Raw genomic sequence first — 25,292 nt, 5'->3', positions numbered from 1 at the left:
CCAGGGTCCTTGGTCACGGAAGCCGGACCAACCCAGGGTTGGGCCGGGCCGAATGGCACTATCTGGCGCGCGGGACGGGTAGCAGAGTCAAGGCATGACCGGGAACCGTCCATCATGACCAGCCGTCCAGGCGTCCGGCGCGGGCCATCTGCAGCCCGTGGGCCATCTGCAGCCGGTGGCGCGAGCCAAGCTGGCGACCACCAGGGCTGGAAGCTCCTCTACCTCGTCGCGGGGGCGTCGTCGATCCTGTTTGTGTTTCTGCTGATCACTGCCCTGGTGATCGACTTCATGGCTCCCCCGCCCGTTCACGGCGGAGCGGCCACCCTTGAGTTCATCGCGTCGAACAAGGCCGGCTATGTGGCCGAGCAGATCCTGTGGATCCTGCCGAACATCTTCCCCGTGCTTGTTTTCGCAGCCCTCTTCGTGGCCCTGTCGGCCTACCGGAAAAGCCTGCCCTTGATAGCGCTGGTCTTCGGTGCCCTGCCGTGGGCGCTGCTGCTTGCCGTACCGGTGAGCAGCCGCGGCTCCCTCAACCTGGTCTATCTGAGCGACCGCTTCATGGCTGCCGGGACAGAGGACGAACGCAGGACCTACGCCACCGCGGCTGAAGCCATCATTGCCGAGAACAATACCCCCGCCATCGTTGGCGCCCTCTCCGCCCTTGGGATCCTCCTGATGGGGCTGGCGATGCTCCGGGCCGACAAGGCATCCTTCCCCCGGTACCTCGCGTGGATTGGCATTGCCACCGGCGCACTGGGAGTGGTCAGCGAAGTGCTTCGCCACGCAGCCCCCGGCTTCTATTGGGGCTACGGCGTTTTGCTGTGGGTTTGGTTCATCGCCACGGGAATTGCGTTGATCCGCCTGTCGCGCAGGGCTGACTAGCGTCTCCCGCGCGCCTGCGATCAGGGACCTTGGTCCCTAAAAGCGGGCCGGAGTGTTTGAGATGGTGGATGAGGTCGAAAGGTGCACCACGCTGGGGTTGTGCGCCTTGGGTTTTTGCTGTGCCGGATCCGGGCACCGCGCGCCTCACCGGAGGCAGGATGATTGAGGAGAACAAGGCTTATGGCAGGTACGTTCGAACTGTTTGTCGATGATGATGCACAGATTCGGTTCCGGCTTGTGATGCCCGGCGGACATGTGCTGGCTGTTTCCGGGCAGTTCACCGACAAGCATGCGGCGGCCGCCGCCATCGAAGAGGTACGTGAATGCGCAGGCACCGGCTTAATCCAGGACGTGGCGCCGCCTCCGCAAGGCGTTCTCCTCGCTTCCCCACCGCACCTGCGCTACGCCGTCCGTCGCAGGGCCCGGAGGCTCAACTCCGTTGGAGCCGCATAAAGCCGGGCCACGTCGGTTCGGCGGCGGCACCCGCCGTGCCATAGGCGTATAGTCCGCGCACACATTGAAGGAGTGGGGCCCGTCCAACGACGGGCCCCACTCCTGTGTGCGGGCGGCTCCTGTGTGCGTGGCACCCTTGGGGGCGTGCGGCGGCACTGCGCAGGTCTTGTTGTACTAGAAGCCGGAAGAACTGCCGGAACCGGAAAAGCTGCCACCGCTGCTGCCATACCCGGTGGTGCTGCCGCCGCCCCTGGCCGAGTTGACGCTGCTGACCCCGGTATTGAAGCCGGAGTTGAAGGTGGCCACGGAGAAGAACGTGTAGGACGGGTACACCGTGCCCAGGATGCTCGGTTCGTAGGTGCGCTGCCTGTGGTGGTCCATGCCCCCGTGGGCCGTTTCCATCTGTTCGCGCATCAGGCGTGCTTCGCGGTCATTCCTGGCGAATCCCTGGATGACTGTTTCGGCATGGTTCTCCAGCAGCTCCGAGAGCCGCGAACGTGCCGCATAGAGCCGGTCAAGCGCCTCTTCCGGCGTGATCCGCCGGTCGGCCAGTTCAGCGGTCCACCGCTCGATCTCCCGCAGGCTTTCGTCCCGGAAGGACCGCAACGCCGTCGCCGTGGCCGAGTCCCCCTGCCCGTGGCGTTTGGCAAGGAGCTGTTCCAGTCCGGCCAGGTCCTTGCGGAAAGGCGCCAGCTGCCGGTCCCAGGCAGTGGGCCAAGTGTCAGCGCGGTTCAGTAAAGCATTGCTGTCCGCGATGACGTCATCCAGCGCATCCAGCTCGGCGGCGCTGTCGGCGAACTTCCGGGCAAGCTTGAGGTTCTTCCGGCTGCTCAATGCCCGCCCGCCCAACGCGTGCACCTGATTGGACAGCTCCGTAACGGCGGCGTACCGGCTGAGGAAGGTTCGGTGTTTCTCCAGGACCTGGCTGCCGTAGCGGGAGGATTCGGGGATGGTGCCGGCATTCAGTTCCGTGACGTCCAGGTCCATACTGACGTTGGAGTAGCTGCGGTCGCCGCGTTCGATCTGCCGGCGGCACCCCGTCCTGGTCACGGTGCGGACAATCAGCCATGCGGCCGCGCCCAGGGCCGCGATTCCCGCGGTGACCCACGCGGTGACCAGGAAAGCTGCGGACCGGTACCAGGGCTGGTTGATGAGCTCTGCGCCGCGGCGGATGCCGGCCACGGTGCCGTCGGTCCACTGAGCGTCACGGAACAGGTCCTTGGACGCGTCCTGGATGTCGCTGCGCTGCTCCAGCGATACTTTCCGGTCCTCCCCCATGTACGTCCCCACATGCCGGCCCACCGGATCGAGCGCGAAGATGAACAATCCGTCAGCCCATTTCTGCCCGTCGGGGCTGATCCACTCCGGATGCCTGGACCGTGCGAACTTCAGGACCTCTTCATTGAGGTTGTCCTCCGGCTTGCCGTTATAGGTGAAGACGGCAACGCGGGTGGGCTCATAGAACTGGATTCGTTCGACGGCGGGAACCAGGGTGTTCCGGTCCAGCACCCCTGCCGTGTCCTCCACAATGACAGCGACCGGTGCCACAGCGATGCCTGGCGCCGCAACCCCCACCAGCAAGGCGGCCAAAGCGAGCACCATCACGGCGATCCGGCCCGCTATGCTGCCCATGTCCCTCCCCACTGTCTAGAATCAGCATGAAACCAAGGAGCAGGCCGCCAAAGGGCCGAAGGTCCCGCCGGTGGGGATCGTGATGATCAGGAGCGCTGTGACATGACGCAGAATTCAGGATCCATTGTGGCGGCCTTTGACGGCTCTGATGAGGCTGCGGCCGCCATCCGCTGGGCGGCCCGCCACGCGCAGGCAACCAACTGCCCCCTCCATGTGGTGCACTGTTCGCTATGGCCGCTGCTGACCCGGCACCTTGGTCCGGTTCCAGGCGTGTCAGGCAGCGGCCTTGAACAGTCGGCCAGGTCCATCCTCGAGGACGGGGTGGCGCTGGCGGCCGCGGAAGTACCCGGGCTTCAGATCAGGAGCACCCTGCTCCATGGACTGCCTGCACAGCTCCTGGCCGGGATCTCCACCGGTGAACGGATGCTCGTGGTGGGCAGCCGCGGGCTGGGCGGCTTCCTTGGCCTCCTCGTGGGCTCCGTGAGCCTGGAACTGGCAGCCACGGCCACCTGCCCTGTTGCCGTGATCCGGCAGGAACTCCATCCGGACGGGCCCGTCGTCGCCGCCGTCGATGCCTCAGGTTCCCCCGCAGCACTGGACGATGCGTGCGCCCTGGCGTCGGCGTGGCAGGCACCCCTCCGGGTGGTCCACGTCCGGCACCAGCCCGCCGGCTATCAGCTGCCGGAAGGACAGGACGCGGCCCAGGACGAGGACATCCTGGCGTCAGCCCTGAAGCGCGCAGCTGACGCGGCGCCCGCTCTTCGCATTGACGGTGCAGTGCTCACGGACAGCTCGGTCCCGCACGCCATCCTCAAAGCCGCTGAAGAAGCCCGAATTGTCGTGGTGGGCTCCCAGGGCCGCGGCATCCTCAGGGAGACCCTCGGGTCCACCGCCCACGCGGTTTTGCACCACGCCCGCGGGCCGGTCCTCATTTCACGGCATGGCGGCTGATGCAACGGGCTGCGAGTGTCAGCCGGCTGCCGAACGGGCCCCCGCCTAAGCTGGTCCGATGACCCCTGTTCCCTCCCCCGGCCCGCTGGACGTCGTGGTCCATTCCGGACCGGCGGACTGGTGGGTCATCCTGGCCGGGCTGGGACCCCTGGCTGTCCTCATCGCTGCCCTGCTGGCCTTCTACATCAACTGGCGCACCCTGAAGCAGCGCACCGCCGCGGACAAAACCGCACTGGAACAAAACCGCGAAGCCGATGCCAACGCCCTGCAGCAAAAGACCGAGGCGGACAGCCGAGCGGAATGGTGGCGCCGGACCCAGTGGGCGCTGGACCGGGCGCTGGATCCCGATGAAGGGACCAAGGCGCTTGGGTTGGCGACGCTGGAAGTCCTGGCCAGGAGCGAACTGGCACGCAACGAGGAGCTCGAGCTGTTCGACATTGCCTGGAAGAGCGTGTCCGGCGACGAGAACGGGGACGAGGCTGAGGCCGACGCCGGTTCCGGGCAGGAGCCGGCCTTCGTGGACGACCGCCACGACTTAGGCGAGAATGGAGTGACGGATGAAGACAGTACCAAGGAGGTTGGACCATGAGCGCAACGTCGCCTGAACACCGTTTTGTCCATGCTCCGCGGAACAGCGCCGGCAAGCCCGTCCAGAAAAAGGCCACCCCGGCCGAGCACCGTGTCCAGGTTGCCGCCGCGCGGTTGCGCGTCACGCTTGATGAACGCCTGGGACGCGAGACGCCCGCAAAGACCAAGGCGCTGGCCAAGGAACCGATCTAAGTCCCCTTGCCTGGGTTTGGGGGTCGACGGCGCGTGGCGGGTTTGAGTGGACAACCCTTTGGTGGTCTGGGGTTCGGTGGACATGCAGTAATTCTCGGCTGCGACACACAGCTGCTGCGCCGCTGGAACTACGGTGCCGCCGTCGCGCTGGTGGCCCGGTCCGGCACGTTCCTGGACCGTTGGGGCACAGACTTTTATCCTGACGTCAGCCCGGGGACCGAGGCATGGCTCCTCCTGGAGGGCGGGACCGACGCCGCCAGCGGCCTGATCGGCCACGGGTTCGTGACGTCCGAGCCGTACCAGGCTGCCGCCCGCGCGGACGCCGCCCCCGCTGGCTGGTTCTTCGCGCTGGCTTTGGATTCACTCCTGCCGCTCGGCGAGCAGATCCGTCCCGGCATCCTGGCCGGGGCCCTCCCCAATGACCTGCGTACCAGGGTCAAGGGCGCGTCCCTGGTGACCCTGCCGCCGTCGTCCGTGCCTGTACTGCGCCGGCTGTGGCGGGACCACGGGCCCTCCACGGCGGACCCTTCGGGGGTGGCGGGCGGAACCATTCCGCCGGAGGCCGTCAGCACCATGCAGGTAAACCGCTACGAGCGGGATGCCGATGCGCGCCGGGCTTGCCTGGCGTTCCATGGCACCTCCTGCGCCGCCTGCGGCTTCTCTTTCGAGTCCGCCTACGGTGCAGCCGGGACGGGGGTGATGGGCGTCCACCATCTGGCTCCCCCATCGATGCTTGACGGCCCTTACCAGCTTGACCCCATTGCAGACCTCGTTCCGCTCTGCCACAACTGCCATGCCGTGGCGCACAGCGCCAGCCCGCCACTGACCGTAACCGAACTCCGGAGCATCATCTCCGGGGGCGGCCATATGAAGGGTGAGGTGGTCACGGACGTGGCACTCCGGGCGCAGGAGGATGCGCGGCGGATCCTCGATGGCGGCCAGATGTAGGGTTGTTGGACTATCTTGGGACCATGGCGGAGCCGGGCCGGAAAGAGTACGGGGTTGACCCCGAGGAGTTCGGTTCTGCCCGCGTGGATGCGGCCGCCCTGCTGGATGCCGGGTTGGGCGACGTCGATTGGTCGGTCCCGCCACCGGGCGCCGTGCAGTTCACCATCGACGTTCCCAGCGGGAAGCTGGCCGCCTTGGCGCTGGGCAATCCGGATGACCCCTGCGTCGTCCTGGTTCCCGGTGCCACGGGGTCGAAAGAGGATTTTTCGCTTATGATGCCGGACCTCGCCGGGGCCGGCTACTACCCGCTGGCCTATGATCTGGCGGGCCAGTACCAGTCAGCCGGCGCCGGGCCGGAGAACCTGGTGCCGCCCAGGAAGCATTATGACTACCAGCTGTTCGTGGACGACTTCCTGGCCGTCCTGGAAACCACAGCCACCCCCGCCCACGTTGTGGCCTATTCCTTCGCGGGCATCATCGCCCAGCTCGCTTACGCGCAGCGGCCCGAACTGTTCCGGTCCATCACGTTCCTTGGGTGCCCGCCGGAACCTGGCCAGAGCTTCCGCGGCGTGAGCCGCATCGGCCGCTTCAGCACGTGGGTGAACGGCCGGGCCGGAGCAGCCCTGCTGATTTGGGGGATCCGGAGCGGCAGGGTGGCACACGTACCGCCAGGACGCCAGCGGTTCGTCAACTACCGCTTCCGCTTCACCCGCCGCGCTTCCGTCCGCGATATCTACACCCTGATGCAAAGCGTTCCCGACCTTCGGGCCCAATTGGCGGAGGCGCCGCTTCCCAAATTCGTGGCCGTGGGCGAACATGACCTGTGGCCGCTCCAGCTGCACCGGCTGTTTGCCCAGGCAATCCGCGCACGGATAGGGGTATACAGGGGCGGGCACAGTCCGTGCGAAACATCCCCGCACGAGTTCAGCCGCGATCTCCTTGCCCTCTATGCCAAGGACGGGAACGCGTAACCGGTCCCCCGGGCCCGCCGCCCTGTTGCGGCACAGTTTCCGCACGCTCGCGGATATTGAGCAGCATCCTGCGCATCATCCAGATGTCACCAAACTCGACGAGAGCAGAGAAGGCAATGGCCGGTGAGAACCACCGGTACCGCGAGCGGATGCGGCTGATAAGCCGCGTTGAGCCCGCGCCGGCGGGGTCAAGCTGCCACGTCCAGCTGGTGTCCCCCGGCGTGCCCCAGACCATGGACCGGGGAGGTTCCATCGCGCGGACCGGGATGCCGTGTTTGCCGTCGGGACTCATCGGCACGATGTCGCCCACCGCCAGGTTCTGCAGCTCCGGGATGATGCGGCGTGCGCTTGGCCGGCCGAGGTTATCGAGGAGGTCATAGCTGTACCAGCCGCCGCGGGTCACTCCGGCCTGCACCAGCCATGGCCAAATTCTCTCCGGCGGCGCGGTGATGGTGATGGCCCTGGTGGCATTGAAGGTTGGTTTCGGCACGAGGTCATCGCCGGGCAGCTGCCTGGAAACCTCCTCCGGCGTTGCACCCCAGGTGAGCTGCCATGGGCGAACCCAGCGGACATAGATGACAGCCGCAACCACCAGGACAGGGACCAATCGCATGCCGGATCGCATCCGCCCAGTCTGGCAACGACGTCCTGCCTGATTCCAGGGCCGAATGTCCCGTGGGAACCCGTCAGCGCCCGCCCAGTCCCTGGAGGATGGCGGCGCCAAGGTGTGCCCCGTTCGTCAATGCCAGGAAGACCACTACCGGTACGCTCAGCACCCAGGCTGCCCGTCGCCGTCGTGCTTGGTCCACGAGGTGCCGCAGGGCGTCAAAGTTCCGTTGCAGCCCCAACTGGTCACCTTGGGGAGCCGGGCGCCTGTGCCACGTTCCTGGCTGAACGGCGGCTGCGGAGATGCGGGCCACTTCCTCCCGGCTGAGCACCGGCCTGAACCCCTGCAACCAGCGCAGCAGTCGGGCTTCGGTGACCACCCCCACCTGCTCGGGCCGCGCCTTGATGGTCAGGCTCTTCGGGTCAACAATGACGACGACGCCTGTCACCTTGACCGGATAGCGCGCCGCGGCGGTCAGCAGTTTTGAGGCGCGCGCTGCTTCGTGCGCCGCGTTGTAGAGGTGCCGGGTCTTCGTCCCCGCAACCATGAGTGTCCGGCCCGCCACCCAGACTGGCTGGCCGGAGTGGTTCTTTGTGTTGACGGTGAAGACTCCGGCAGGTCCTACCAGGACATGGTCGATATCCGAGGAACCAGTCCCTACCGGGACGGCATGGAGTACAAGCCACTCCGGACCCAGGTTTGCCAAAATCCTCTCCACGGCGATCTCGCCGAGAGCACCTTTGTACCAGGGCGAACTTTCCGGAGTGAGCGGGTTGACTCCAAAGATCCTCTGGAGGGTGGAGCGCGGGCCCGCCAGCCTTTGCCGGGCCAGCAGTTCCTCGATAACGGCCTTGGCCTGGAACACGTGTCCCTAAATGTGCTGGTGCTGACTCAGCGATCATTGATGTTTCCCCCAATATTGTGCTCTTGCAGCACGAGCCTAAGGGCATTGTTGATGGCTCGCAGCCTGCCGGCCCCCAGCGCCCGGATCCTTCCGGAATCCTTGGGGGATCCTGCGGAAAGCGTGCAGTTTCCGAGTCAACAACCCTTTCACTGGCCAGAGCATCAGGGCTAGGATCTTCCGGCACACCCCAAGGCCTGGGTGTAAGTCAGCGGCAGAGGAGACAACCGACATGGCCGGAGGCACGGGAATGAACGGCCCGCATTGGCGGCGGGTGCTGGCAACACTGGGCAATGGTGATGCCAGGACGGCTTACGCGCAGATCGTGCTGGGAGCCGCTCCTGGCGACGTCCTGCCCGACGTGAAGCAGCAGCGGCGGAACCGGGCCCTCGCAGCCCTGCTTGAGTCCGGGCTGGTGGAACAGCAGGCATCGGGTGAGCTGGTGGCAGCGGACTCGATATTCCGCGACCTGCTGGCCCAGCAGCCGCGCCGCCAGCCGCAGACTGGGCTGGACAGGTTCATGCGGCTTGGGCGGATTGAACGATATCCAGCGAACGTGGCCGAGCGGCGGGCCCTGCTGGCGCGGATCGCCAACGAGGTCATCGAGCCTGGCGAAAAGCTCACGGAGAGGCAGGTCAACGAGCGGCTGCTCAGCTATACCGACGACGTTGTGCTGCTGCGCCGCTACATGATCGACTTCGGCCTGCTGCAGCGGACCCCCACGGGCTCTTCTTACTCGCTGATGGACTAGCCGGCGCCTTGCCCTTTGACGAAGTGCAGTAGCTTGGAGCGCATGAGCGACTCGTCACGTGTGGCGCCGGGAGGCGTTACGAAGGGGACCATGGCTTTCGGCGCTGTGGCGCTGGTATGTGTTGTGGGAGGCGGGTTGGTTGCGGCAGTAACCGGTCCGCTCCATCTTGAGCATGGATCGTGGGCAGCTGCGTACCTGGTGCTCGTCGGAGGAGTGGCCCAGGGCGCCTTGGGCGCAGGCCAATACTTCCTGGCGCCGCAACGCTTTACCGGCTGGAAAGTCGTAGCGGAGCTGGTGGCGTGGAACAGCGCCTCCGCAGCAGTCATTGGCGGGACGTTGATCGGTAACCCGTGGGTTGTTGATGCCGGTGGCGGCCTGCTGGTTGCTTCGCTTGCACTGATGTTCCAGACTGTCCGCGGCCCGGGGGCACAGCCCCGTTGGGCTTTATGGGGTTACCGGGCCCTGCTGGTGGTGATGGGCGTCAGCATCCCCATCGGACTGCTGTTGGCCCATTTGCGGGCTCCATGAACTCCACGGCCCGGCAGGGCGCACCACGCCGCAGGCCACACCTCACCTAAAATACTGACATGCCTACACTTGTTCACGAGTTTGCGTGGCCCGATCGAGTCGTCATCGGCACCGTTGGTGTCCCGGGGGCGCGCACCTTCTACCTGCAGGTGCGCGCAGGCGCACAAATCGTGAGTATTGCCCTGGAAAAACAGCAATCGGCTCTGCTCGCAGAGAAGATCGACGAGATTCTGGACCAGCTCATCACCCTTGAGGGCAACCCCTTCAGCGTTCCCACCGGGACTCCCATCGAGTTGGTTGACAACGATCCGCTTGAGGCCGTTGAGGAGCAGTTTCGGACCGGCGCCATGGGGCTGGGCTGGGACCCTGCGACGGCGCAGGTGGTGATAGAGGCTTACCCCATCGGCGATGACGATGCTGATTCAGACGACGAATCCTTTGACCAGGGCGGTGCTGAGGCACCGGAAATGCTGTTGGTGCGGATGCCGGTGGGCACCGCCCGGGCATTCACCAAGCGCACGCGTGAGGTGGTGGGCGCCGGGCGTCCACTATGCCCGCTGTGCGGATATCCAGTGGACGCCGAAGGGCATGTCTGCACGCCTCCCGAGGAGTGATTGCGGAGCTCAACCAGCCGAAGGCTATGAGGAAGCCGATCCGACGGCGCGCTCGATCTTCTGGAGGGTAGCCCGGCTGGCTGCGATTTCAATGACGCCATCGTCTGAGTCCAGGGTGAGGATCTGGAAGTCCAACGGCACGTCCTGTTGATGGTCGTGGCGGTCAGTCTTCCGTGTCGGGATCGCCGCAGCCCCAAGCCCGGTGAGAGCCTTGCTGCGGCCATTGGGGATCAAGGTGTCGTCCACGATCGGCTGGAAATCGATCCGTTCGGCGCCGGGCCGCGCGATCCCCATCCGCCAGATGCTGCTCAACGAGCCCGGCGGTGAACCAGGGAATCGCAGGAAGATGACCAAGGTGCCGTGTTCATCCAGCTTCTCGGCGGCCGTCGGGAACCGCTTCGTCAGGAAGAACACGCCGCCACCGATCATCAGGGCGTAGAAGACGGCGTTGGCGATGGCGTCTTCGAGGCTCTCCCCGGCGATGAGACCTGCCGCCAGGATAACGGCGCAGGCCGCCGCGCCAACCAGCACCGCCCGGAGCGCGGGATGCATCCCGCCCCACTTCCTCATGGCGTCATCCTAGGGGCAGAGTTTTCCCGCAGCTATGGTTCGACCCGGAGGGTCTTGGGAGCCGATGGCCGATGGTCTGCATAACCCGGAGAACCGGTTGTATGCCGGGGCAACTCTTGAGCGAACCTTGTGCCCATGATGGGTTGCAGTTTAGGGACGGGTTCTATCGTTGGGGCCAGGATCCTGCTGCTGGGGCAGGTTCTGAACCTGGGACCAGGGCCGGCGGCAGCAGCATCCCGAGACCGGATGCAGCCCCCCAAACCGCCGCCGGCCCGATCCCGGACCTGATGAGAATGACGGCTACTCGGCGTTGCCCAGCTCCGTGGCTGCCTCCTCTGAGTCCTCGAGCAGCCACGCCATTGCCTTGTCGCGGGAAGTGAAATACCTGATCGGGAATCCGGCGGGCGCCAGGGGCAGGCGGAACATGGCGATGACGCGATCAACGGGAGAAGAACCGAGCAATGCCATACGCGAAATGCTGGACTGGTCAGGGAAGACTTTTCGAGCGGCGGCGGAGTGGGTCACGCCCTGGATCTCGACCAGCATCGGCAGCCTGGTGCCCTGGGCCAAGGTGGTGATGGCGGCGAGGGCGGCGTTGGCTACGTCGATGCCTATGTAGGTCCCCCGCTTCCAGGTCAGGTGAAGGACACCGCCGGACAACTCCATTGTTCCTTTGCCTTTGATGTCCACCTTGCTCATGTTGTCACCTTTCATGAAAATCCCGCCCGTCCTTGACGGTAGCTGAACGGCGTCGCCTTTGCAGCAGCAGAAGGCTTCCTCGCCCCCGAGTGCCAGCCGTAAGATTGAGGTGCTGGGTCGGCGGAGCCGCGGCAGGTCTGGCCGGATGTGGCGTCGCAGGCGGCCAAAAATGTGTCATCTCGTCCCGAGCGGATGCGGCAATGAGCACGAAAGATCGCGGTTGGAGGCGGGCCGCCTTCGCAGTCGTCCTCCTTGTGTCGGGCTGCACTTATTCCACCGATGAGCCCGCACCGTCATCAAGCTCTCCGAGCCCCTTCGCTTCCCTGGAAAATCAGGTCCAGCTGTTCCTGGATGAGGGCGCGGTGGCCACCGTTGTTCAGATCCGCTGGCCTGAGGGCGAGTGGTCGAAGGCCTACGGCGTCCGTGATCTTGAGACCAAAACGCCAGCGCAGCCCACGGACCGGACAGAGGTCGCCAGCGTCACGAAGACCATGACGGCGGTGGCTGTGCTCAAACTCGTCGACGACCACCTGATCGGCCTGGACGATCCCGTCAATGACGTCATCCCCGGGTTCTCGTCCACCCTCAAGCCCCCAGGTCCGATCACCGTCAGGCAGCTGCTCAGCCACACATCCGGGATGCCCGAGGTCAACGATGCCCTGCCACAAGACGTCGACTTCCGCCCGGCCCTCCGCCAGACGCTCACCATGGAGCGTGGCTTGGAGCTGGCGGGTACCCTGCCGTGGACCTCTGCAGATGTGGGGTCATTCAAGTACTCGAACACGAACTACCTCGCACTCGGCCTCCTCATCCAAACGTTGCGGCACAAACCCTTCGTTCAGGTCATGCAGGAGGAGGTCTTCGGCCCTCTGGGTTTGAAGAACACCAGCTTGGACCACGTTGACCTCCAGGAACCCGGACTTTTGCACGGCTACGTGACACTGCGCGGTGAACGCGTCGACACCACAGACAATACGTTCGCAGTGGGCAACCCGGCAGGCGGCGCTGTATCGACCATGGAGGACTTGAACCTCCTCATGGCCGGAATCTTCCAGGGACGGGCGGTTTCTGCATCGTCCCTGCGGGAGATGAAGACCAGCACCGGCTTTCGCCCGTATGGACTGGGGGTGTGGGAGCACGGGGACGGATGCTCGAAAGACTCCCGGCACGAGGGCCGGGGCTCGTTCTGGGATTACCAGACTGTAGCGGTCAGCAGCGGAGACGGGCGGTATCAGGCTGCGATGACGGTGACAACGCCACCGATGCCCACGGAGTTCGAGGACCCCTCCACCCCGGACAAGCGCAACTACCTGAACGGCCGGATCGAGTCCACCCTTAATGAGGCCCTGGACCACATCTGCAAGCCAGTCGGCTGAAAAAGCACCTCCCGTCCATTGATCCTGTCCTCTCACCAAAGCACAAGGGACTCTGCACTCGGTGTGCAGAGTCCCTTGCTGCTCACAGAAGATCCGGGGGGATCGTGGAGGATGTGAGACCCAAGCTTATTTGGCGGAAAGCGCCAAATGCGGACCCCCATGGTTCCGCGGTTTTAGTGGACTACTGCCGATGCTGGCCTACTAACCTAGTTGGCGAAATCGAGAGGTGACGTGGAGTCACAACCTGGCAGCTCAGAGGTACATTTCTTCGTGCCGCCGCTGTCATTGAGCCTCCTGCGACTGCGAGACCCGAAACGGGTCAATCCGCTAGGACGGCCTCGTCAAGGATCCCCGCAGAGTGGATGTCAACATCGTAGCCAGCCTCTCGCAGATCCTCGCGGAGCACGTTCACCATTGCCCGGTCGTGCTGGCGAATCGCCTTTCTGTCCCATGTGGTTCCGCTCTTGACCAAGTCCGACATTAGTTGAAGTTTGGTGCTCTGCCTGACGATCTCTGTCTTGTTCGCCTTGTAGGGGGGCAAGTTGTTGCTGAATTTGGAGTTCGTGCTGACACTGACTAGCGCGAGGTTTCCGAACATGTGGAGCTCCTTATCATCAGGCGTCACCAGTTCCCAGCCGTCATCGTCTCGGTTGGCATACTGAGGGAAGAAGTGCTCTACGGAGTTCCGGTACACGAAAGTGAAGCTGGGGTCGGCCGGGGAGGCAGGACCGGCACCCTCCGTTGCCAAGAGGTAGTCAAGGTAGGTGAACACGATCCGCTCAATATTGAACCCGGCTGGCTGGGACCCGACAAAGAATGCTTGCTGCACCTTCTGGCGCGCGTGCGTCCTTAAGACGGCGAGGATCGATTGAGCCGCGTCCTGCTGCGTCAGGCCGATGATCGGTTCGCGTAGGATTCTCGTAATCCAGTGCATTGTCCGCGGGGAGGTGTAGGTGACTCGGAACATTGATTGGAGCAGCAGCACGTCGCGCGTTGCATCGTCAACGGGGGTGTCTTCCCACTCCGCCCTGTAGGGCGAGAAGGCGTTGGGAAAGCGCGCATTGACCGTAGTCCGTTTGCCTTTTTGGGACGGTGACTCTCCCCGGGTCAGGCGTTTAAGAGACCAGGCGCCGTCGTCAGCGTTGGTTGCCGTGAACTCACGCTTGAGAACGTAATTGTCCAGCACGAACTTGCATCGCAGGAGAACCTCGATGAACCGCTTGACCCGGTCCGACCGCTGACTCTCGGAGAGAGGTTTGAAATCGCTTTCGAAAAGCTTGATCAACTTGCCGTCGTCGAGGTGGCCATCGACGTCGTCCTCGCCGTCCGTCTCCCTCAGAACTTTTAGCGCGTGAAGGAGCAGAGTTGGGAACTTGATGGGCGACTCGAACCGGCGACTTTCGGAGTCTTCCTCGGTTGGCTCCGCAGGGGTTCTGGCGTAGAGCCGGAGCGCTTCGCCCAAGCTCACGCCCGCACTCCGGCTCACGCCGCTCCGGGCGTGAACCTGCGGCCGCTTGAGGATCAGGTCATCGAATGTCGAAACCGTAAGGCGGTCCCATCTCGGACTAAAAATTTCGTCTCGCAAGTCCGTGTTGCTTGGAGTCAGCGCCATTTGGATGTACGAGTTCATCTCAGCGCAGGCGTCCCAGACCCAGGCAAGGCAAGCCCTATCGTCCTCGACCTCCCCCGCCTCGTTGCGCAGGTAACTCATCAGACGCGCCTTGATAATGTCGACCTGCTCCAGCTGCTGGCCACGGGTGTTCATAATCTCGAAGTACTTATTCAAGTCGGTCTGTACAGGGAGAATCGCTCGCACGAGCTGCACGTTATCCTCTAGGAATCTCTGAAAAGTGTCTCGTTCTTCGGGGGTCCTGAACTTCGCCATGCGCGACTTGATCACCTGAAAGCCCAGGTGGATGCCGGCACCTTCGTCATCGTCCGAAGTCGTGAGGCGCGTCAGCGCTTGGGTCGCGTTCCTCCGAGATTGATACGTGAGTTGCGCCTTCGGAGCGACTCCGAGGTGCGTCAATAGCATCAACAGGGTTGTCAGTCGTTGCTGACCATCAACAACCTCGAAGGTCACGCCATCCCTCCTGAGGCCGGGAGGCTTCCGGGCCACTATCAAATTACCTAAGAAGTAATCGTCAGCTTCCGCCTGTGCTGCCGCCCACACGTCATCAATGAGTTGCTCGATTTGCTCAACGCCCCAGGCGTAGTTGCGCTGATAAATTGGAATCTCGTAGTGCGTTTTCACCTCATCAAAAAGCTCGCCGACCGTAAACAAATTTGCTGCTAATTTTTCGATCATCAACCGGCCAACCGATCCAAGAGGCGCATCAAATCCTGCTCATGCTTTGGCATGTCGTCTCGTCCTTTGACCTCGACGCGTAACCGCCGAAGTTCGGTCGAGGTCTCAGCACTACGAAGAAGAACGAAAGCTGATGCACTGTTTTCTAAAGAACTGGCGTGATTGTTCACGGTGACTAGCTGAAGCCGCTGGTAGCTCGTCCGAAGGGTGTAGGCCCACGTGAACAACCGGCTCTTTGCCTCGCGAATCTCGACGTCGCCGAATCTGTTTGTGTAGTAGAGCAGTGCTGCCAGGTAAAGCTCGGAAACGTATCGATACCTTGCTCGCGATGGGAGCTCGCGAAAGCCGTCGTCCGTGGAGGCGAACTGGCCCCAAGACTTTTCTTTGCCCTCGTTCCCGTCCTGTTCATCGAAGCCCTCTTCGCGGAGTCTTCGTAATTCTGCCAACATGAACGTAACCATCTCGAAGAAGGACCGTCCTGCGACCACAGGTGCGTCGATTTGGAAGCGCGTTCGGTTGGTCATCCGGCTCGCTTCATCGGAGTGCTCAACCCAGGCCCCGAGCATAGGCACGGCGGTTTGAGCAGCGAGGTGGTAGCGCGCGGCGGGCGTGTTTGCCGATTTGGGTGTCAAGCCCTTAAAGGAGTCGATGTGTCGCGTTGAGAAAGTTGGTGCGGAAAGTCCACGCGTCCACCGCTTGATACGCCAAAGATACGTTGAAAAGAGCCGGTCGAGCTCTGCATCGGGGACATCCTGCCAACCCTCGACGAGGGCTTCTCGCATAGCGTCAGACTCGTCGCTCATCTCGCGCAGATGGTATGCCTTCAGTAAATCGTGTGGCAGCAGAGACTTGCCCCGATAGTTCTGTGAGTCGAAAACCCGAAAAGCCTCGTCCGCGTCATCCGTCTCCACTCGAATGATTTCGCAGTTGCCACGGATGAAGTCAGCAAGAGCTCTAGTTGGCTCCTCCATGTTTTTGACACGACGGGCCAACTCCTTCCTGACTAGAACTACACGAGCGGCTGGGTCCTCGTGCTCGATCGGCAGGACCTCGATATGGCCTTCGCTCGCCTCATCAAGTAGATCCAGCAATACTTTCAGGGTCAAGAGACGCTGCTGGCCGTCGACAACGTGGATCTGAACATTCTCGTTGTCCCTATGGAGGATAACGGCGCCGAGCACATATGAAGGCCATCGGGTCTGGTCCGCATTTGGCAAAGCTTTTTCTGCCATGAATGCCTCACGGATGTCGTCGAAAAGTTGGAGCGCAGTGGCAGGCTCCCAGCTGTAGGGCCTTTGATAGGACGGGATAGTCAGTCCTTCATCTAACAGCTCACCAACGGTGACAACTCTGACGCCCTTCTCGCGATCAATAGCCACACGACACCCCTTTCGCAAATTGGGCAACCTACCAGCAGCCCGATCATTGAGACTATAAGCAACTAGCTGCACTACACAGTGCTTCGCGCGTCGAACTAGAGCGTGTGTCCTGTGGGACGCACGAATACATTGGCATTGTTAGAACAAGAAGGATGACGAGCACAAAGCCGTCGCCACTTTTCGGGCTACACGCAACCCGCAAATGACGCTGGACCAGCTCCTTGCGGGAGCGCTAAATCAATGTCACCAAAGCGCGGCCTGCGCGATACCGCGCAGGCCGCGCTCTTCATGACAGCTCAACTAGATGAGAATTACTCCAACTTGCACCGAAAGAAACCAACTAGCTCCAAATCTCACAGACCAGTTAGGTTGTCCCAAAGATCAATTGGGTTGTCCACTCACAACGCCTGTGAGCTGCGGGCCCAGTTGGAAGATCTTCCACCAGAAGGGGCCCGATCTTGCCGGGACCTGAGCTTGAAAGCAGCGCAATCACGTCCCGTTCATTTGAAAGTTTGCGGGGCTCGCGGAGGCCGTCACGGCTGAACTTCAGTGGTGCCGCCTGTGTGCGGCCCAAATTGTCCGAGTAGGTACTGTTGCGGCCCCGTGCCTAAGAAAGGAACTCGTGCTGGCCGACCTCGCCGCGCCTCTGGGCAACTTTCATAGCAACTCGAACCGCCTTGACACGGATGTAGTTGAACGTCCTCACGACTTCTCCCGGCGACGCGTTGGTATTCAGGGACCACGCAACGAGGTCGTCGTATTCCTTGCGCGCCTCTACGTCCTCAGGCAGGGAACTCGCGGCCAAAGAAGCCATGTAGGCGTCGGCAAGGCTGTGGCAGTGCTCTCCTGTGTAGTGGTTCTTCATAAAGCCGGCTTCCATGGCGGCGGCCAGTTCGGCACAACGAGCGTCCGGATTCATTCCTGGGACGCACTCTCTGGGGTGTCTGCCGCGTCTCGCTTCCGCGACTTGAACAAACCAGCGACTTTTCCACCCGCCGCGCCCGTGGCTCCAGCCAGCGCACCTCCAAGGCCCTTCACCGCGGCGAGGGCCTGCGGTTCATCCGGGATACCATCGCCGTCGACGTCAACAGCACGGAACGGGCGGGACACAGCCGCGGCGGCGGTCGCCACTCCTGAGCTCACGGCGGAGGCACCGGTTGCCACCCCTTCTCCAACTGTGCTGGCCGTCCCAGTGATCCAGCTTCCCGTGGACTTCGCGGCATCCTCCAAGGCTGCAAGCGCCCGGTTGGGTTCGGACTCCTGGTCCTCGGCGTCGGACAATTCGATCTGCAGGGCAAGGTGGACCGGGAACTCCGCCGGAGCCTCAGGGAATGCTTTACGGGCGGACTCCACGACGTCCCGGCCAAACACAAAACGGCTCACGCCGCCAGTCAACGCACCCACGCCGTATTCGATCGCCGTCTGATGTTTTCCGTTCAAGGTCTCCCGCACGGTGTCCAGCTGACCCGTCTGCATAGTCCGGACGAGGCTTTGCGCGGCCCCGCTGGGCAGGGTATCAGCCAGGGTAGTTGCCCAGTGGGACCAGTCCCCGCTGGCGGCGGCAAATTTGTGGCCAACGCCCACGACACCGTCGGGGGATGTCTCCGCGACGTCCTTGGCCATGATGGCAATTTGCTCCTGGCTTACCCGCTCATTGGTCAGCCCGTAGACCAACGCGTGGGCCTGGTCCTGGTCAAGGGCCTTCCCGTGGATGTCGGCGAGGGCCAGACCGTAGATCGCTGTGAGCTCGAATTGGAGCTGCTGATCCCCGGCAGGGAGCAGTGCAGCGATCCGGTTGGCGCCGCTTTTCGCCGCGCCCATGGCCATGTTCTTCGCGGCCACCTTAGCCGCTTCCTTGGCGGTTACCTGCACGGTCTTCTTGGCGGCCTGCTTGCCTGCAGTCTTGATACCGGCGGCAGCGACTCCCCCGCCAGGAATGAGGGCAATTCCAACTTCAGCTGCGATCGATCCCGCAGTGATGGCGGCTCCTGCAGCCGTAATTGACGTGCTGTAGTGACGTTCGAGCAGCCTGATTACTTCTGCGGGGGTTGCCTCCGGACGCCGGCGCCGAATCCGCATGACGTACTTGCGCGCAATTGAGTGACGGGCACTGACCGCCTTCGCGATGTCTGCGTTTGCTTCCTCGTCATCCAACTGGGTCTCCAGCGTGACAGCATCGCTCTCAGTCATTTAAGTTGTCCCCCTCTAAACCACAGGCTCAACTCTGAGCCCTTTATCAACGCTGCAATTCAATTCGCGGCAGAGGAGGTGAGACTCCCCTGCCGCGCAGTCATCAGTGTCCCGCATGCGGCGGCAAGAAATTGCTCGCCACGCTGCACCGGCCCGCGCCAGTAGAGCACACAGGCGGAAGTGAGCTTATCCCGGAATCTGAATACGCGCCGCCTCCTGCAGCAGCGGATCAGAAATCAGGACGGTGGCGGCACCCGGGGCAATGTCGAAGGCGACGTTGCCCCGCGCCTTGTTCCCGGGAAGCACCTCGCCCGAGCCCAACTGGTTGTCGGCAAACATGCTCATGTCTGCCTTACGCCCGTTGCCATCCTTCGCCGACAAATAGAGCGGGTTGGAGCTTGTCTTGCCGGATTCCGTTTCCCAGAGCACGTCCAGGAGCAGGTAGGTGCCGTTCTTGGGTGGAGTAGCGAACGCGCCGGTGGTGACTGAGTCGGTGCGTGCGGCGGACACGATAGTGATCCTGGCGACGTTGCCGTCGCGCATCTTCACCGCGAATGGAACGCCCACGGCAGGGGCCGCCGGAGCGGCAGGAGTGGACGACGGCGGTGCTGCCGCCGCCGGGGCGGCAGGAGCGGCGGCAGCCGGCGCAGTCGCTTCGACGGACGATGTGGCCGAGGCGATCGGGCTGGAGTCGGCAGCCTGCTTGCTTCCGCCCGAGCAGGAGCCCATGAGAATTCCCACCAGGAGGACGCCTGCGGGGACAACGAAGCGCTTCTTCTTGTAGAACGGTCGGGCTGCCGGCGTCTGGGCGGCCGGCGGGACAGGGGCAAAGTTTTGGTTGGTCATGGTGGTGCCTTTCAAGTGATGCGATTGGACGGTGCTGCGGAGTAGCAGTGGCTACTGTTTTTCCCATTTGCCACAGCGGGTTGAGTTGAAGTCCTGGCCTGGGGAGAGCGTGACGACGGGCCGCCCGCCGCCGGGGATGTCGTTTTCGATGATCTTGCTGCCGTTCGTGCCGGACTGGTAGATGCCTTAGTAGCAGCTGGAACCGACGGCAGCAGCCGCCCGGTACGTGCCGGGCTCGATGTCGGAACCCACAGTCCAGGTACCGTCAGCCGCGGTGTTGGCGGCTTTGGTCTTTTCGGCTCCGGTTACCGCGTCCTCACGCTTCTTTACGGCCGCCTCGGCTGCCTTCACGGCAGCATCGGCCTTGGATACTTCGGCTTCCCGGGCCGAGACCGTGGATTCACGCCCCGTGATGCCGTTCTGCAGGGTGTCGTACTTGCCCTTCACGGCGGCGTAGCTGGTCAGGGCCTCGTCGCGTTCCCTCTCAACAGTGGACTTTTCCCCGGCGAGGGACTTGTAGGCCGGGCTTGCCGTCGGGTCGGGCAGCACCGTTCCGGCGGCCACCCCGCCGGCGAAGAGTACAACGGCGGCGCCCGCCACCAGGATGCGCTTCTTCCGCCGGGGCTTCGCTGCCGGAGCAGCCTGGCCGCTTGCGGGATCAGTGAAGACTTCCTCGATAAACGCCTCATAGGACCCTGGACATGGAGTGGTTTGATGGTTGGCCATGGCTCTTCCTTTGTTCGTGGATGACCGCTAAACGGCGGCGGGATCCTGCTCCCCCAATGTGCGGTTTCCCGCCGCCGCCGCAGCTCCGGAAGACTCCTTCGTGGCTGCAGAACGAACGTACGGCCAGGCGGACGCTCATTGCCGCTTCAAGGCTGATAACGCCCCTTATCAGCCATCAAAGTGGCGTGTCGGTCCTGGCCGCTAGGCTGATGCAACGATCACGACTGATTGGGGCAGTAATGGAAGCAACCGGTACGGCGCTGCGCATGTCGCTGTCCGACGTCGCCGCCCTGGCACAGGTGCAGCGCCCGGTGGTCTCCATGTGGCGCAAGCGAAGCAGCGGCGGGGCGCTGCCGTTTCCCGCTGCGAAGGGACAACTCAACGGCGTTGAGCAGTTCGATGCTGGGGAAATCAGCGCGTGGCTCCATGCAACCGGGCGCGGGAACAATCCCGAGGCGGGGAACGACGTCGCCGTTTTTGCCCGACCCACCTCCCCTGAATCGGAACCTCCCCGGGACAGCCGGCAGACCTTCGATGGGCTCACCTCGCTGCTTGCGCTGAAGGTGATCAGCGGACAGAGCCTGGGCCCCATGGGTGCCGCCCAGCTTTTGGACGCCGCTGACGAAGCAGACCCCGACGACGTTTTCCTCTATGGCGAGCTCGAGGCACTTGGTTCCGCCCTTCCAGGGCTTGCCAATTTCGCAGACAGGCTCGCGGACAGCGCTTTCAGTGCCCCCGCAGCCTTCGAGAAGCTGCTGGCCCACCGGTTCAGGGAAGGCCTCCGTGAACAGTCGGACACTGCACTCACAGACGCTGGACTCAGGCTTGTTGGCGCGGCAGCCATGGAACTGGCCCCCACACTGGACGGCAGGCCCATCTACGTCGACTCGACGCCGGGCGGAAGCGACGTGATGCTCAGCATCACCCAGCAGGCTGGAGAATCAGCCGCGGCCACCCTCCTGGCAGCAGACCACGACGGCGGCGCATCACGGCTGGCCCGCAGGCGCCTGGCAGTTCACGGCACGGACAACGCCCCGGTGAAGATCGACTCCAAAGGAGCCTTCGCGGTCAGCGGTCCCGCAGTGCACGTGGCACAGTATCCTGCCCCGGGCGCCCCGTCCCTGAATACAACCGGCATCCTGTCCGGCATCGAAAACATCGTCCTGCAAATGGACGACTCGCAGAGAGGCGTCGTCATTGCCCCGGCCCGGGTTCTCTGTGACGCGCTCTCCGGAGAGACGGGCAACCTCCGCTCGGATCTCCTGCGCTCGGGCCGGGTCCGGGCCATCGTCCGGTTGCAGCCGGGACTGTTGCGTGCCAAGCCCCGCGAGCCCCAAGCGCTATGGGTGCTGGGGCCGTCATATGCGGACGTTCCCATCGCGGACCGCTGGACCATGGTTGCCGACGTCAGCACCACCGCCCTGACGCTTGATGTTAGCCAGGACTTGATCAGCGACATTGCCGCCTCCATGGGTGACAGGGCCACCATCCGGGCCCATTCCTTCCGCTTCGCGCGGCTAGTGCAGACCCGCATCCTGTTGGCCCGGCACGGTTCGCTGGTGAAGGGACCGGCTGCGAAAAGTCCGACGACGGCACCCGGCGCCGAGGCCGCACTCCGGATCGAGGAACTGCTCCAGGCCCTGTCCTCCCCCACATCCGGGCCCCTGCTGCCGGCCCTCGAAGCCAGCGGCGCCCGCGACGGGATCCCCGCAGCTACGATTCAGGACCTTCTCACCGCCAGAAACCTGAAGTACGTCAAAGGCATCCGCGTGCAGGCCGAAGACACCAACGGCCACGCCGGCAGCAGAGTCCTCGGCCGCGAGGAACTGATGGATCCACACAACTCGCGGCCCCGCTTCATCACCCTGCTGGACTTTGCCGCCAAGTACCCCGCCGGGCGCCTTACCGAACCGGGCGACGTCGTCTTCTGTACCAGTCCGCGTCCCGCCGCAATGGTCGACGCGGAGGGCGGCGCCGTCGTCGTCTTCCCTGCCCGGGTCCTGAGGATAGACCGCGGTGACCCCAGCGGCTTGGTGCCGGACGTCGTGGCTGCGGACATCAACGCACGGCCGCCGGCGGACAAGAACTGGCGGGCCTGGCAGCTGCGCCGGAGTCCTGACCGCCAGCGCCAGCCGCTCGCCACAGCGCTGGAAACGCTGCAACACGAGCAGGCACGCGCCCGGGAACGACTCAAACAACTGGAAGAACTCGCTACCCTGTTTACGGACGGCGTAGCGGGCGGAAGCCTCACCCTGACACACCCCAAGACCCCGCCGGACCAGAAGAAGGAACTAAGTAATGCCCCCAAAAGTGAAGATGGACCTCGCCCCGTCCACCATGAAGGAACTCAAGGACACACTCTGGAAGGCGGCGGACAAGCTCCGCGGCTCAATGGACGCGTCGCAGTACAAGGACGTAATCCTGGGGCTGGTGTTCCTGAAGTATGTGTCGGACGCTTTCGAGGAGCGGCGGGGGCAGATCCAGGCCGAGCTGGAGGCGGAGGGGCTCAACGAGGAGCAAATCGCCCAGCTGATCGACGACGTGGACGAGTACACCGGCCGCGGCGTGTTCTGGGTGTCGCCCCGGGCGCGCTGGACGTACCTGGCGGAGAACGCCAAGGGCCTGGACTCTGTGGACGGTGCGGCACCGAAGTCCATCGGACTGCTGATTGATGAAGCAATGGAGCTCATCATGACCGACAACAAGTCCCTGGCCGCCACGCTCCCCAAGATCTACAACCGGGACAACGTGGACCAGCGCCGCCTGGGCGAACTGCTGGACCTGTTCAACTCGGCCCGTTTCACCGGCCAGGGCGCCAGCAAGGCTCGCGACCTGCTGGGCGAGGTGTACGAGTACTTCCTGGAGAAGTTCGCCAAGGCTGAGGGCAAGCGCGGCGGCGAGTTCTACACCCCGGCCGGTGTGGTCCGGGTGCTGGTAGAAGTGCTGGAACCGCACCGCGGGCGCGTGTACGACCCGTGCTGCGGTTCGGGTGGCATGTTCGTCCAAGCCGAAAAGTTCCTGGCCGCGCACCATCTGGAGGGCTCCGACATCTCCGTGTACGGCCAGGAGCTTAACGAGCGCACTTGGCGGATGGCGAAGATGAACTTGGCCATCCACGGCCTCAACGCCAACCTGGCTTCCCGCTGGGGCGACACCTTCGCCCGCGACCAGCATCCGGAGCTGACCGGGAACAACGGCGCGGACTTCATCATGGCCAACCCTCCGTTCAACATCAAGGACTGGGCCCGCTCCGAGTCCGACCCCCGATGGAAGTACGGCGTCCCGCCGGGCGGCAACGCCAACTACGCGTGGATCCAGCACATCATCTCCAAGCTGGCGCCGGGCGGCAGCGCCGGCGTGGTCATGGCCAACGGCTCCATGTCCTCCAACTCCGGCGGCGAGGGCGAGATCCGCGCCCAGCTGGTGGAGGCCGATCTGGTCTCCTGCATGGTGGCACTCCCCACCCAGCTGTTCCGTAGCACTGGCATCCCGGTGTGCACTTGGTTCTTCGCGAAGGACAAGACCGCCGGCCCGCGCGGCTCGGTGGACCGCACCGGGCAGGTGCTCTTTATCGACGCCCGGAACCTGGGCTACATGGTGGACCGTGCCGAGCGTGCCCTGTCCGATGACGACATCGCCAAGATCGCAAACACCTACCACTCCTGGCGCGGCACCGCTTCGGCGGTTGAGGCAGGTCTGACGTACGACGACGAAGCGGGCTTCTGCTATTCGGCCAGCCTTGCGGAGGTCAAGGCAGCGGACTACGCGCTGACGCCCGGGCGTTACGTGGGCGCGGCTGATGCTGAGGACGACGTCGAGCCGATCGAGGAGAAGATCGCCAGGCTGTCGAAGGAACTGTTTGAGCAGTTCGAGGAGTCCGAGCGGTTGGCAGCTGTTGTGCGCGAGCAGTTGGGGAGGGTCTCGTGAGCTCCGTCAGCATCGGAGAACTCGTGGCTGCAGGTGTCCTTCAAGTAGGCGACGGATATCGCACCAAACGGGCTGAGCACGCTCACCAGGGCTACCGGATCATCCGTGTTGCCGATGTTCTGGAAGACGCTGTCACCTTCACCGGTCCGGATTTTGTGTCGGAGAACTACGCCAGGGCCATCGGAACGAAGGCAGGCAAACCGGGCGACATCCTGTTGACGACGAAGGGCACAGTTGGCCGGGTTGCAGTCTTACCCGACACAAAGGAACAAGTCGTCTACAGCCCGCAGCTGTGCTTTTTTCGGGTACTGAATGCGGAAGTAGTGGATCCACGTTTCCTGCGTTACTGGTTCAGCAGCGCAGAGTTCTGGCGGCAGGCTGGGGACCGCATGAACAATACCGACATGGCCGCCTACATCAACCTCGCCGACATCCGCTCTCTCAAGTTGACCGTTCCGGACATCCCGGAGCAGCGCTCCATCGCGGAAGTGCTCGGCGCCCTGGACAACAAAATTGCAGGAAATACCAAACTGGCGGCTGCAGCGAATGAACTCGCGGTCGCATTGGTGTCTACTTTCGAGCCATCGGTGCCTCTCGGCGAGATTGCTATTCATAAGCGAAAGTCGGTCTCGCCGAATACATTGGAAGTACCGAAGGTGGCACACTACAGCCTTCCTGCTTATGACGCAGGACAATTGCCAGAGGTCGCGTCTCCCTTCGACATCAAGAGTTCGAAGTTCCTGATCGAGAGGCCGTCCGTCCTGATTTCGAAGCTTAATCCCAGATTCCCCCGTGTGTGGAATGTCGCTGAAGTTCCCGAGGTTCCTGCGCTCTCGTCGACTGAGTTCTTGGTTCTCGAGTCCTCAATCACCACCACCACCGTTCTCTGGGCGCTACTCCGGCAAGAGGCATTCGGATTTGAACTTGAATCGAAGGTAGCGGGTACCTCGGGTAGCCATCAGCGCGTGCGGCCGGCGGACCTTCTGGCGACACACATCGCGGATCCAAGACTCATGGGCAACGAGCTGACTGACAAGGTCACGTCTCTGGGGAAGAGCGGTCTCCATTTCCGTCTGCAGAATGAGACCCTTACAGCAACACGCGATGCCCTCCTCCCCCACCTCATGTCGGGCAAGCTCCGGGTAAAGGACGCGGAGAAGGTCCTGGAGAACGCCGTGGTGTGAACGCGCAGCGCGGAGGTAGTGAGCTTCCGGGGATAGCCAACCGGCGTCTGAGTAAGCTGAACGACAAAT

Annotated in this window: 24 protein-coding genes; 13 read left to right on the top strand and 11 right to left on the bottom strand. The window is 63.5% G+C overall.

The features are described from left to right. The first annotated feature begins 114 nt into the window (after positions 1-114). Together ACTHQS_RS07985 and ACTHQS_RS07980 are read left to right on the top strand one after the other, a co-directional pair. Positions 115-882, top strand: a complete 768-nt coding sequence (locus ACTHQS_RS07985) for a DUF4386 family protein (protein WP_440167616.1) — start codon at positions 115-117, stop codon at positions 880-882. Positions 883-1,062: 180 nt separating this feature from the next. Next, positions 1,063-1,335, top strand: coding sequence for a YegP family protein (locus tag ACTHQS_RS07980; protein WP_440167614.1), 273 nt, complete (start codon positions 1,063-1,065; stop codon positions 1,333-1,335). A 174-nt stretch (positions 1,336-1,509) separates the two neighbouring features. Here the strand turns inward: ACTHQS_RS07980 and ACTHQS_RS07975 are convergent, their stop codons facing one another. Further along, positions 1,510-2,967 carry a DUF5129 domain-containing protein gene (locus ACTHQS_RS07975; RefSeq protein ID WP_440167612.1) on the bottom strand — a complete coding sequence of 486 codons (1,458 nt, stop codon included), beginning with the start codon at positions 2,965-2,967 and terminating at the stop codon, positions 1,510-1,512. A 102-nt stretch (positions 2,968-3,069) separates the two neighbouring features. Between ACTHQS_RS07975 and ACTHQS_RS07970 the strand changes: the two genes are divergently transcribed. From ACTHQS_RS07970 to ACTHQS_RS07950, 5 genes are read left to right on the top strand one after another with little or no spacing between them, the layout of a single operon-like run. Continuing rightward, a complete protein-coding gene (locus ACTHQS_RS07970) occupies positions 3,070-3,918 on the top strand; it encodes a universal stress protein (RefSeq protein ID WP_440167610.1) in 849 nt (282 codons plus the stop codon). A gap of 58 nt (positions 3,919-3,976) precedes the next feature. Continuing rightward, positions 3,977-4,507 carry a hypothetical protein gene (locus ACTHQS_RS07965; protein ID WP_440167609.1) on the top strand — a complete coding sequence of 177 codons (531 nt, stop codon included), beginning with the start codon at positions 3,977-3,979 and terminating at the stop codon, positions 4,505-4,507. After that, positions 4,504-4,698: a hypothetical protein gene (locus ACTHQS_RS07960; RefSeq protein WP_440167607.1), complete on the top strand. Its 195-nt coding sequence runs from the start codon at positions 4,504-4,506 to the stop codon at positions 4,696-4,698. Before ACTHQS_RS07965 ends, ACTHQS_RS07960 begins: the two co-directional genes overlap by 4 nt. A 42-nt stretch (positions 4,699-4,740) precedes the next feature. After that, positions 4,741-5,646, top strand: a complete 906-nt coding sequence (locus ACTHQS_RS07955; protein ID WP_440167605.1) for an HNH endonuclease — start codon at positions 4,741-4,743, stop codon at positions 5,644-5,646. Positions 5,647-5,669: 23 nt separating this feature from the next. Continuing rightward, complete coding sequence (locus ACTHQS_RS07950) at positions 5,670-6,617, top strand: alpha/beta fold hydrolase (protein ID WP_440167603.1); 948 nt, start codon at positions 5,670-5,672, stop codon at positions 6,615-6,617. Here ACTHQS_RS07950 and ACTHQS_RS07945 read toward each other — a convergent pair. Together ACTHQS_RS07945 and ACTHQS_RS07940 are read right to left on the bottom strand one after the other, a co-directional pair. Continuing rightward, a complete protein-coding gene (locus tag ACTHQS_RS07945; RefSeq protein WP_440167601.1) occupies positions 6,571-7,242 on the bottom strand; it encodes a hypothetical protein in 672 nt (223 codons plus the stop codon). The two genes, ACTHQS_RS07950 and ACTHQS_RS07945, sit on opposite strands and share 47 nt — an antisense overlap. Positions 7,243-7,303: 61 nt before the next feature. Further along, complete coding sequence (locus ACTHQS_RS07940; protein ID WP_440167599.1) at positions 7,304-8,089, bottom strand: nuclease-related domain-containing protein; 786 nt, start codon at positions 8,087-8,089, stop codon at positions 7,304-7,306. 268 nt (positions 8,090-8,357) lie between these two features. Between ACTHQS_RS07940 and ACTHQS_RS07935 the strand changes: the two genes are divergently transcribed. Genes ACTHQS_RS07935 through ACTHQS_RS07925 form a run of 3 tightly spaced genes read left to right on the top strand, consistent with a single transcriptional unit; the run spans position 8,358 to position 10,018 of the window. Further along, positions 8,358-8,876 carry a DUF2087 domain-containing protein gene (locus ACTHQS_RS07935; RefSeq protein ID WP_440167597.1) on the top strand — a complete coding sequence of 173 codons (519 nt, stop codon included), beginning with the start codon at positions 8,358-8,360 and terminating at the stop codon, positions 8,874-8,876. Positions 8,877-8,918: 42 nt separating this feature from the next. Further along, positions 8,919-9,404, top strand: coding sequence for a hypothetical protein (locus tag ACTHQS_RS07930; RefSeq protein WP_440167595.1), 486 nt, complete (start codon positions 8,919-8,921; stop codon positions 9,402-9,404). 59 nt (positions 9,405-9,463) lie between these two features. Then, positions 9,464-10,018 (top strand): DUF3090 domain-containing protein, encoded by a 555-nt coding sequence (locus ACTHQS_RS07925; RefSeq protein ID WP_440167594.1) that lies wholly within the window; start codon positions 9,464-9,466, stop codon positions 10,016-10,018. A 24-nt stretch (positions 10,019-10,042) separates the two neighbouring features. On the opposite strand, the gene ACTHQS_RS07920 is transcribed toward ACTHQS_RS07925, so the two are convergent. Both ACTHQS_RS07920 and ACTHQS_RS07915 read right to left on the bottom strand, forming a co-directional pair. Further along, positions 10,043-10,588, bottom strand: coding sequence for a hypothetical protein (locus ACTHQS_RS07920; RefSeq protein ID WP_440167592.1), 546 nt, complete (start codon positions 10,586-10,588; stop codon positions 10,043-10,045). Positions 10,589-10,888: 300 nt separating this feature from the next. After that, positions 10,889-11,287, bottom strand: coding sequence for a DUF7793 family protein (locus ACTHQS_RS07915; RefSeq protein WP_440167590.1), 399 nt, complete (start codon positions 11,285-11,287; stop codon positions 10,889-10,891). A 200-nt stretch (positions 11,288-11,487) separates the two neighbouring features. Here ACTHQS_RS07915 and ACTHQS_RS07910 point away from each other — a divergent pair, with 200 nt between their 5' ends. Beyond that, on the top strand, positions 11,488-12,663 hold the full coding sequence (locus ACTHQS_RS07910) for a serine hydrolase domain-containing protein (RefSeq protein WP_440167588.1): 1,176 nt from the start codon (positions 11,488-11,490) through the stop codon (positions 12,661-12,663). A 319-nt stretch (positions 12,664-12,982) separates the two neighbouring features. Here ACTHQS_RS07910 and ACTHQS_RS07905 read toward each other — a convergent pair whose 3' ends face one another. The 6 genes from ACTHQS_RS07905 to ACTHQS_RS07880 all read right to left on the bottom strand — a co-directional run bounded on the left by ACTHQS_RS07905 (position 12,983) and on the right by ACTHQS_RS07880 (position 20,112). Then, positions 12,983-14,971 (bottom strand): DUF262 domain-containing protein, encoded by a 1,989-nt coding sequence (locus ACTHQS_RS07905; RefSeq protein WP_440168005.1) that lies wholly within the window; start codon positions 14,969-14,971, stop codon positions 12,983-12,985. Then, on the bottom strand, positions 14,971-16,350 hold the full coding sequence (locus ACTHQS_RS07900) for a DUF262 domain-containing protein (protein ID WP_440167586.1): 1,380 nt from the start codon (positions 16,348-16,350) through the stop codon (positions 14,971-14,973). Before ACTHQS_RS07900 ends, ACTHQS_RS07905 begins: the two co-directional genes overlap by 1 nt. Before the next feature lie 607 nt (positions 16,351-16,957). Then, positions 16,958-17,215: a hypothetical protein gene (locus ACTHQS_RS07895; protein ID WP_440167585.1), complete on the bottom strand. Its 258-nt coding sequence runs from the start codon at positions 17,213-17,215 to the stop codon at positions 16,958-16,960. Positions 17,216-17,265: 50 nt separating this feature from the next. Beyond that, positions 17,266-18,540, bottom strand: coding sequence for a hypothetical protein (locus ACTHQS_RS07890; protein ID WP_440167583.1), 1,275 nt, complete (start codon positions 18,538-18,540; stop codon positions 17,266-17,268). Positions 18,541-18,726: 186 nt separating this feature from the next. Beyond that, positions 18,727-19,386 carry a DUF4352 domain-containing protein gene (locus ACTHQS_RS07885; protein WP_440167581.1) on the bottom strand — a complete coding sequence of 220 codons (660 nt, stop codon included), beginning with the start codon at positions 19,384-19,386 and terminating at the stop codon, positions 18,727-18,729. A gap of 186 nt (positions 19,387-19,572) precedes the next feature. Beyond that, entirely contained in the window at positions 19,573-20,112 is a 540-nt protein-coding gene (locus ACTHQS_RS07880) for a hypothetical protein (RefSeq protein ID WP_440167579.1), read from the bottom strand. Positions 20,113-22,410: 2,298 nt separating this feature from the next. Here ACTHQS_RS07880 and ACTHQS_RS07875 point away from each other — a divergent pair. Next, positions 22,411-24,039 (top strand): type I restriction-modification system subunit M, encoded by a 1,629-nt coding sequence (locus ACTHQS_RS07875; RefSeq protein ID WP_440167577.1) that lies wholly within the window; start codon positions 22,411-22,413, stop codon positions 24,037-24,039. After that, positions 24,036-25,223: a restriction endonuclease subunit S gene (locus ACTHQS_RS07870; RefSeq protein WP_440167575.1), complete on the top strand. Its 1,188-nt coding sequence runs from the start codon at positions 24,036-24,038 to the stop codon at positions 25,221-25,223. The genes ACTHQS_RS07875 and ACTHQS_RS07870 overlap by 4 nt, the downstream gene beginning before the upstream one ends. The last annotated feature ends 69 nt before the right edge of the window (positions 25,224-25,292 follow it).

The sequence above is a fragment of the Arthrobacter sp. SAFR-044 genome, from assembly GCF_051965175.1.
Classification (GTDB): Bacteria; Actinomycetota; Actinomycetes; order Actinomycetales; family Micrococcaceae; genus Arthrobacter.
Note: the sequence above shows the minus strand (reverse complement) of the source record. Positions and strands in the feature narration are given on the sequence as shown.

Bases quoted from the DNA above. Each gene is read 5' to 3' on its own strand.
- ACTHQS_RS07880 (WP_440167579.1), bottom strand. From the start codon at position 20,112: ATGGCCAACCATCAAACCACTCCATGTCCAGGGTCCTATGAGGCGTTT.
- ACTHQS_RS07905 (WP_440168005.1), bottom strand. From the start codon at position 14,971: ATGATCGAAAAATTAGCAGCAAATTTGTTTACGGTCGGCGAGCTTTTT.
- ACTHQS_RS07895 (WP_440167585.1), bottom strand. From the start codon at position 17,215: ATGAAGAACCACTACACAGGAGAGCACTGCCACAGCCTTGCCGACGCC.
- ACTHQS_RS07985 (WP_440167616.1), top strand. From the start codon at position 115: ATGACCAGCCGTCCAGGCGTCCGGCGCGGGCCATCTGCAGCCCGTGGG.
- ACTHQS_RS07925 (WP_440167594.1), top strand. From the start codon at position 9,464: ATGCCTACACTTGTTCACGAGTTTGCGTGGCCCGATCGAGTCGTCATC.
- ACTHQS_RS07975 (WP_440167612.1), bottom strand. From the start codon at position 2,967: ATGGGCAGCATAGCGGGCCGGATCGCCGTGATGGTGCTCGCTTTGGCC.
- ACTHQS_RS07950 (WP_440167603.1), top strand. From the start codon at position 5,670: ATGGCGGAGCCGGGCCGGAAAGAGTACGGGGTTGACCCCGAGGAGTTC.
- ACTHQS_RS07965 (WP_440167609.1), top strand. From the start codon at position 3,977: ATGACCCCTGTTCCCTCCCCCGGCCCGCTGGACGTCGTGGTCCATTCC.
- ACTHQS_RS07970 (WP_440167610.1), top strand. From the start codon at position 3,070: ATGACGCAGAATTCAGGATCCATTGTGGCGGCCTTTGACGGCTCTGAT.
- ACTHQS_RS07945 (WP_440167601.1), bottom strand. From the start codon at position 7,242: ATGCGATCCGGCATGCGATTGGTCCCTGTCCTGGTGGTTGCGGCTGTC.
- ACTHQS_RS07980 (WP_440167614.1), top strand. From the start codon at position 1,063: ATGGCAGGTACGTTCGAACTGTTTGTCGATGATGATGCACAGATTCGG.
- ACTHQS_RS07930 (WP_440167595.1), top strand. From the start codon at position 8,919: ATGAGCGACTCGTCACGTGTGGCGCCGGGAGGCGTTACGAAGGGGACC.
- ACTHQS_RS07910 (WP_440167588.1), top strand. From the start codon at position 11,488: ATGAGCACGAAAGATCGCGGTTGGAGGCGGGCCGCCTTCGCAGTCGTC.
- ACTHQS_RS07920 (WP_440167592.1), bottom strand. From the start codon at position 10,588: ATGAGGAAGTGGGGCGGGATGCATCCCGCGCTCCGGGCGGTGCTGGTT.
- ACTHQS_RS07890 (WP_440167583.1), bottom strand. From the start codon at position 18,540: ATGACTGAGAGCGATGCTGTCACGCTGGAGACCCAGTTGGATGACGAG.
- ACTHQS_RS07885 (WP_440167581.1), bottom strand. From the start codon at position 19,386: ATGACCAACCAAAACTTTGCCCCTGTCCCGCCGGCCGCCCAGACGCCG.
- ACTHQS_RS07935 (WP_440167597.1), top strand. From the start codon at position 8,358: ATGGCCGGAGGCACGGGAATGAACGGCCCGCATTGGCGGCGGGTGCTG.
- ACTHQS_RS07960 (WP_440167607.1), top strand. From the start codon at position 4,504: ATGAGCGCAACGTCGCCTGAACACCGTTTTGTCCATGCTCCGCGGAAC.
- ACTHQS_RS07875 (WP_440167577.1), top strand. From the start codon at position 22,411: ATGCCCCCAAAAGTGAAGATGGACCTCGCCCCGTCCACCATGAAGGAA.
- ACTHQS_RS07915 (WP_440167590.1), bottom strand. From the start codon at position 11,287: ATGAGCAAGGTGGACATCAAAGGCAAAGGAACAATGGAGTTGTCCGGC.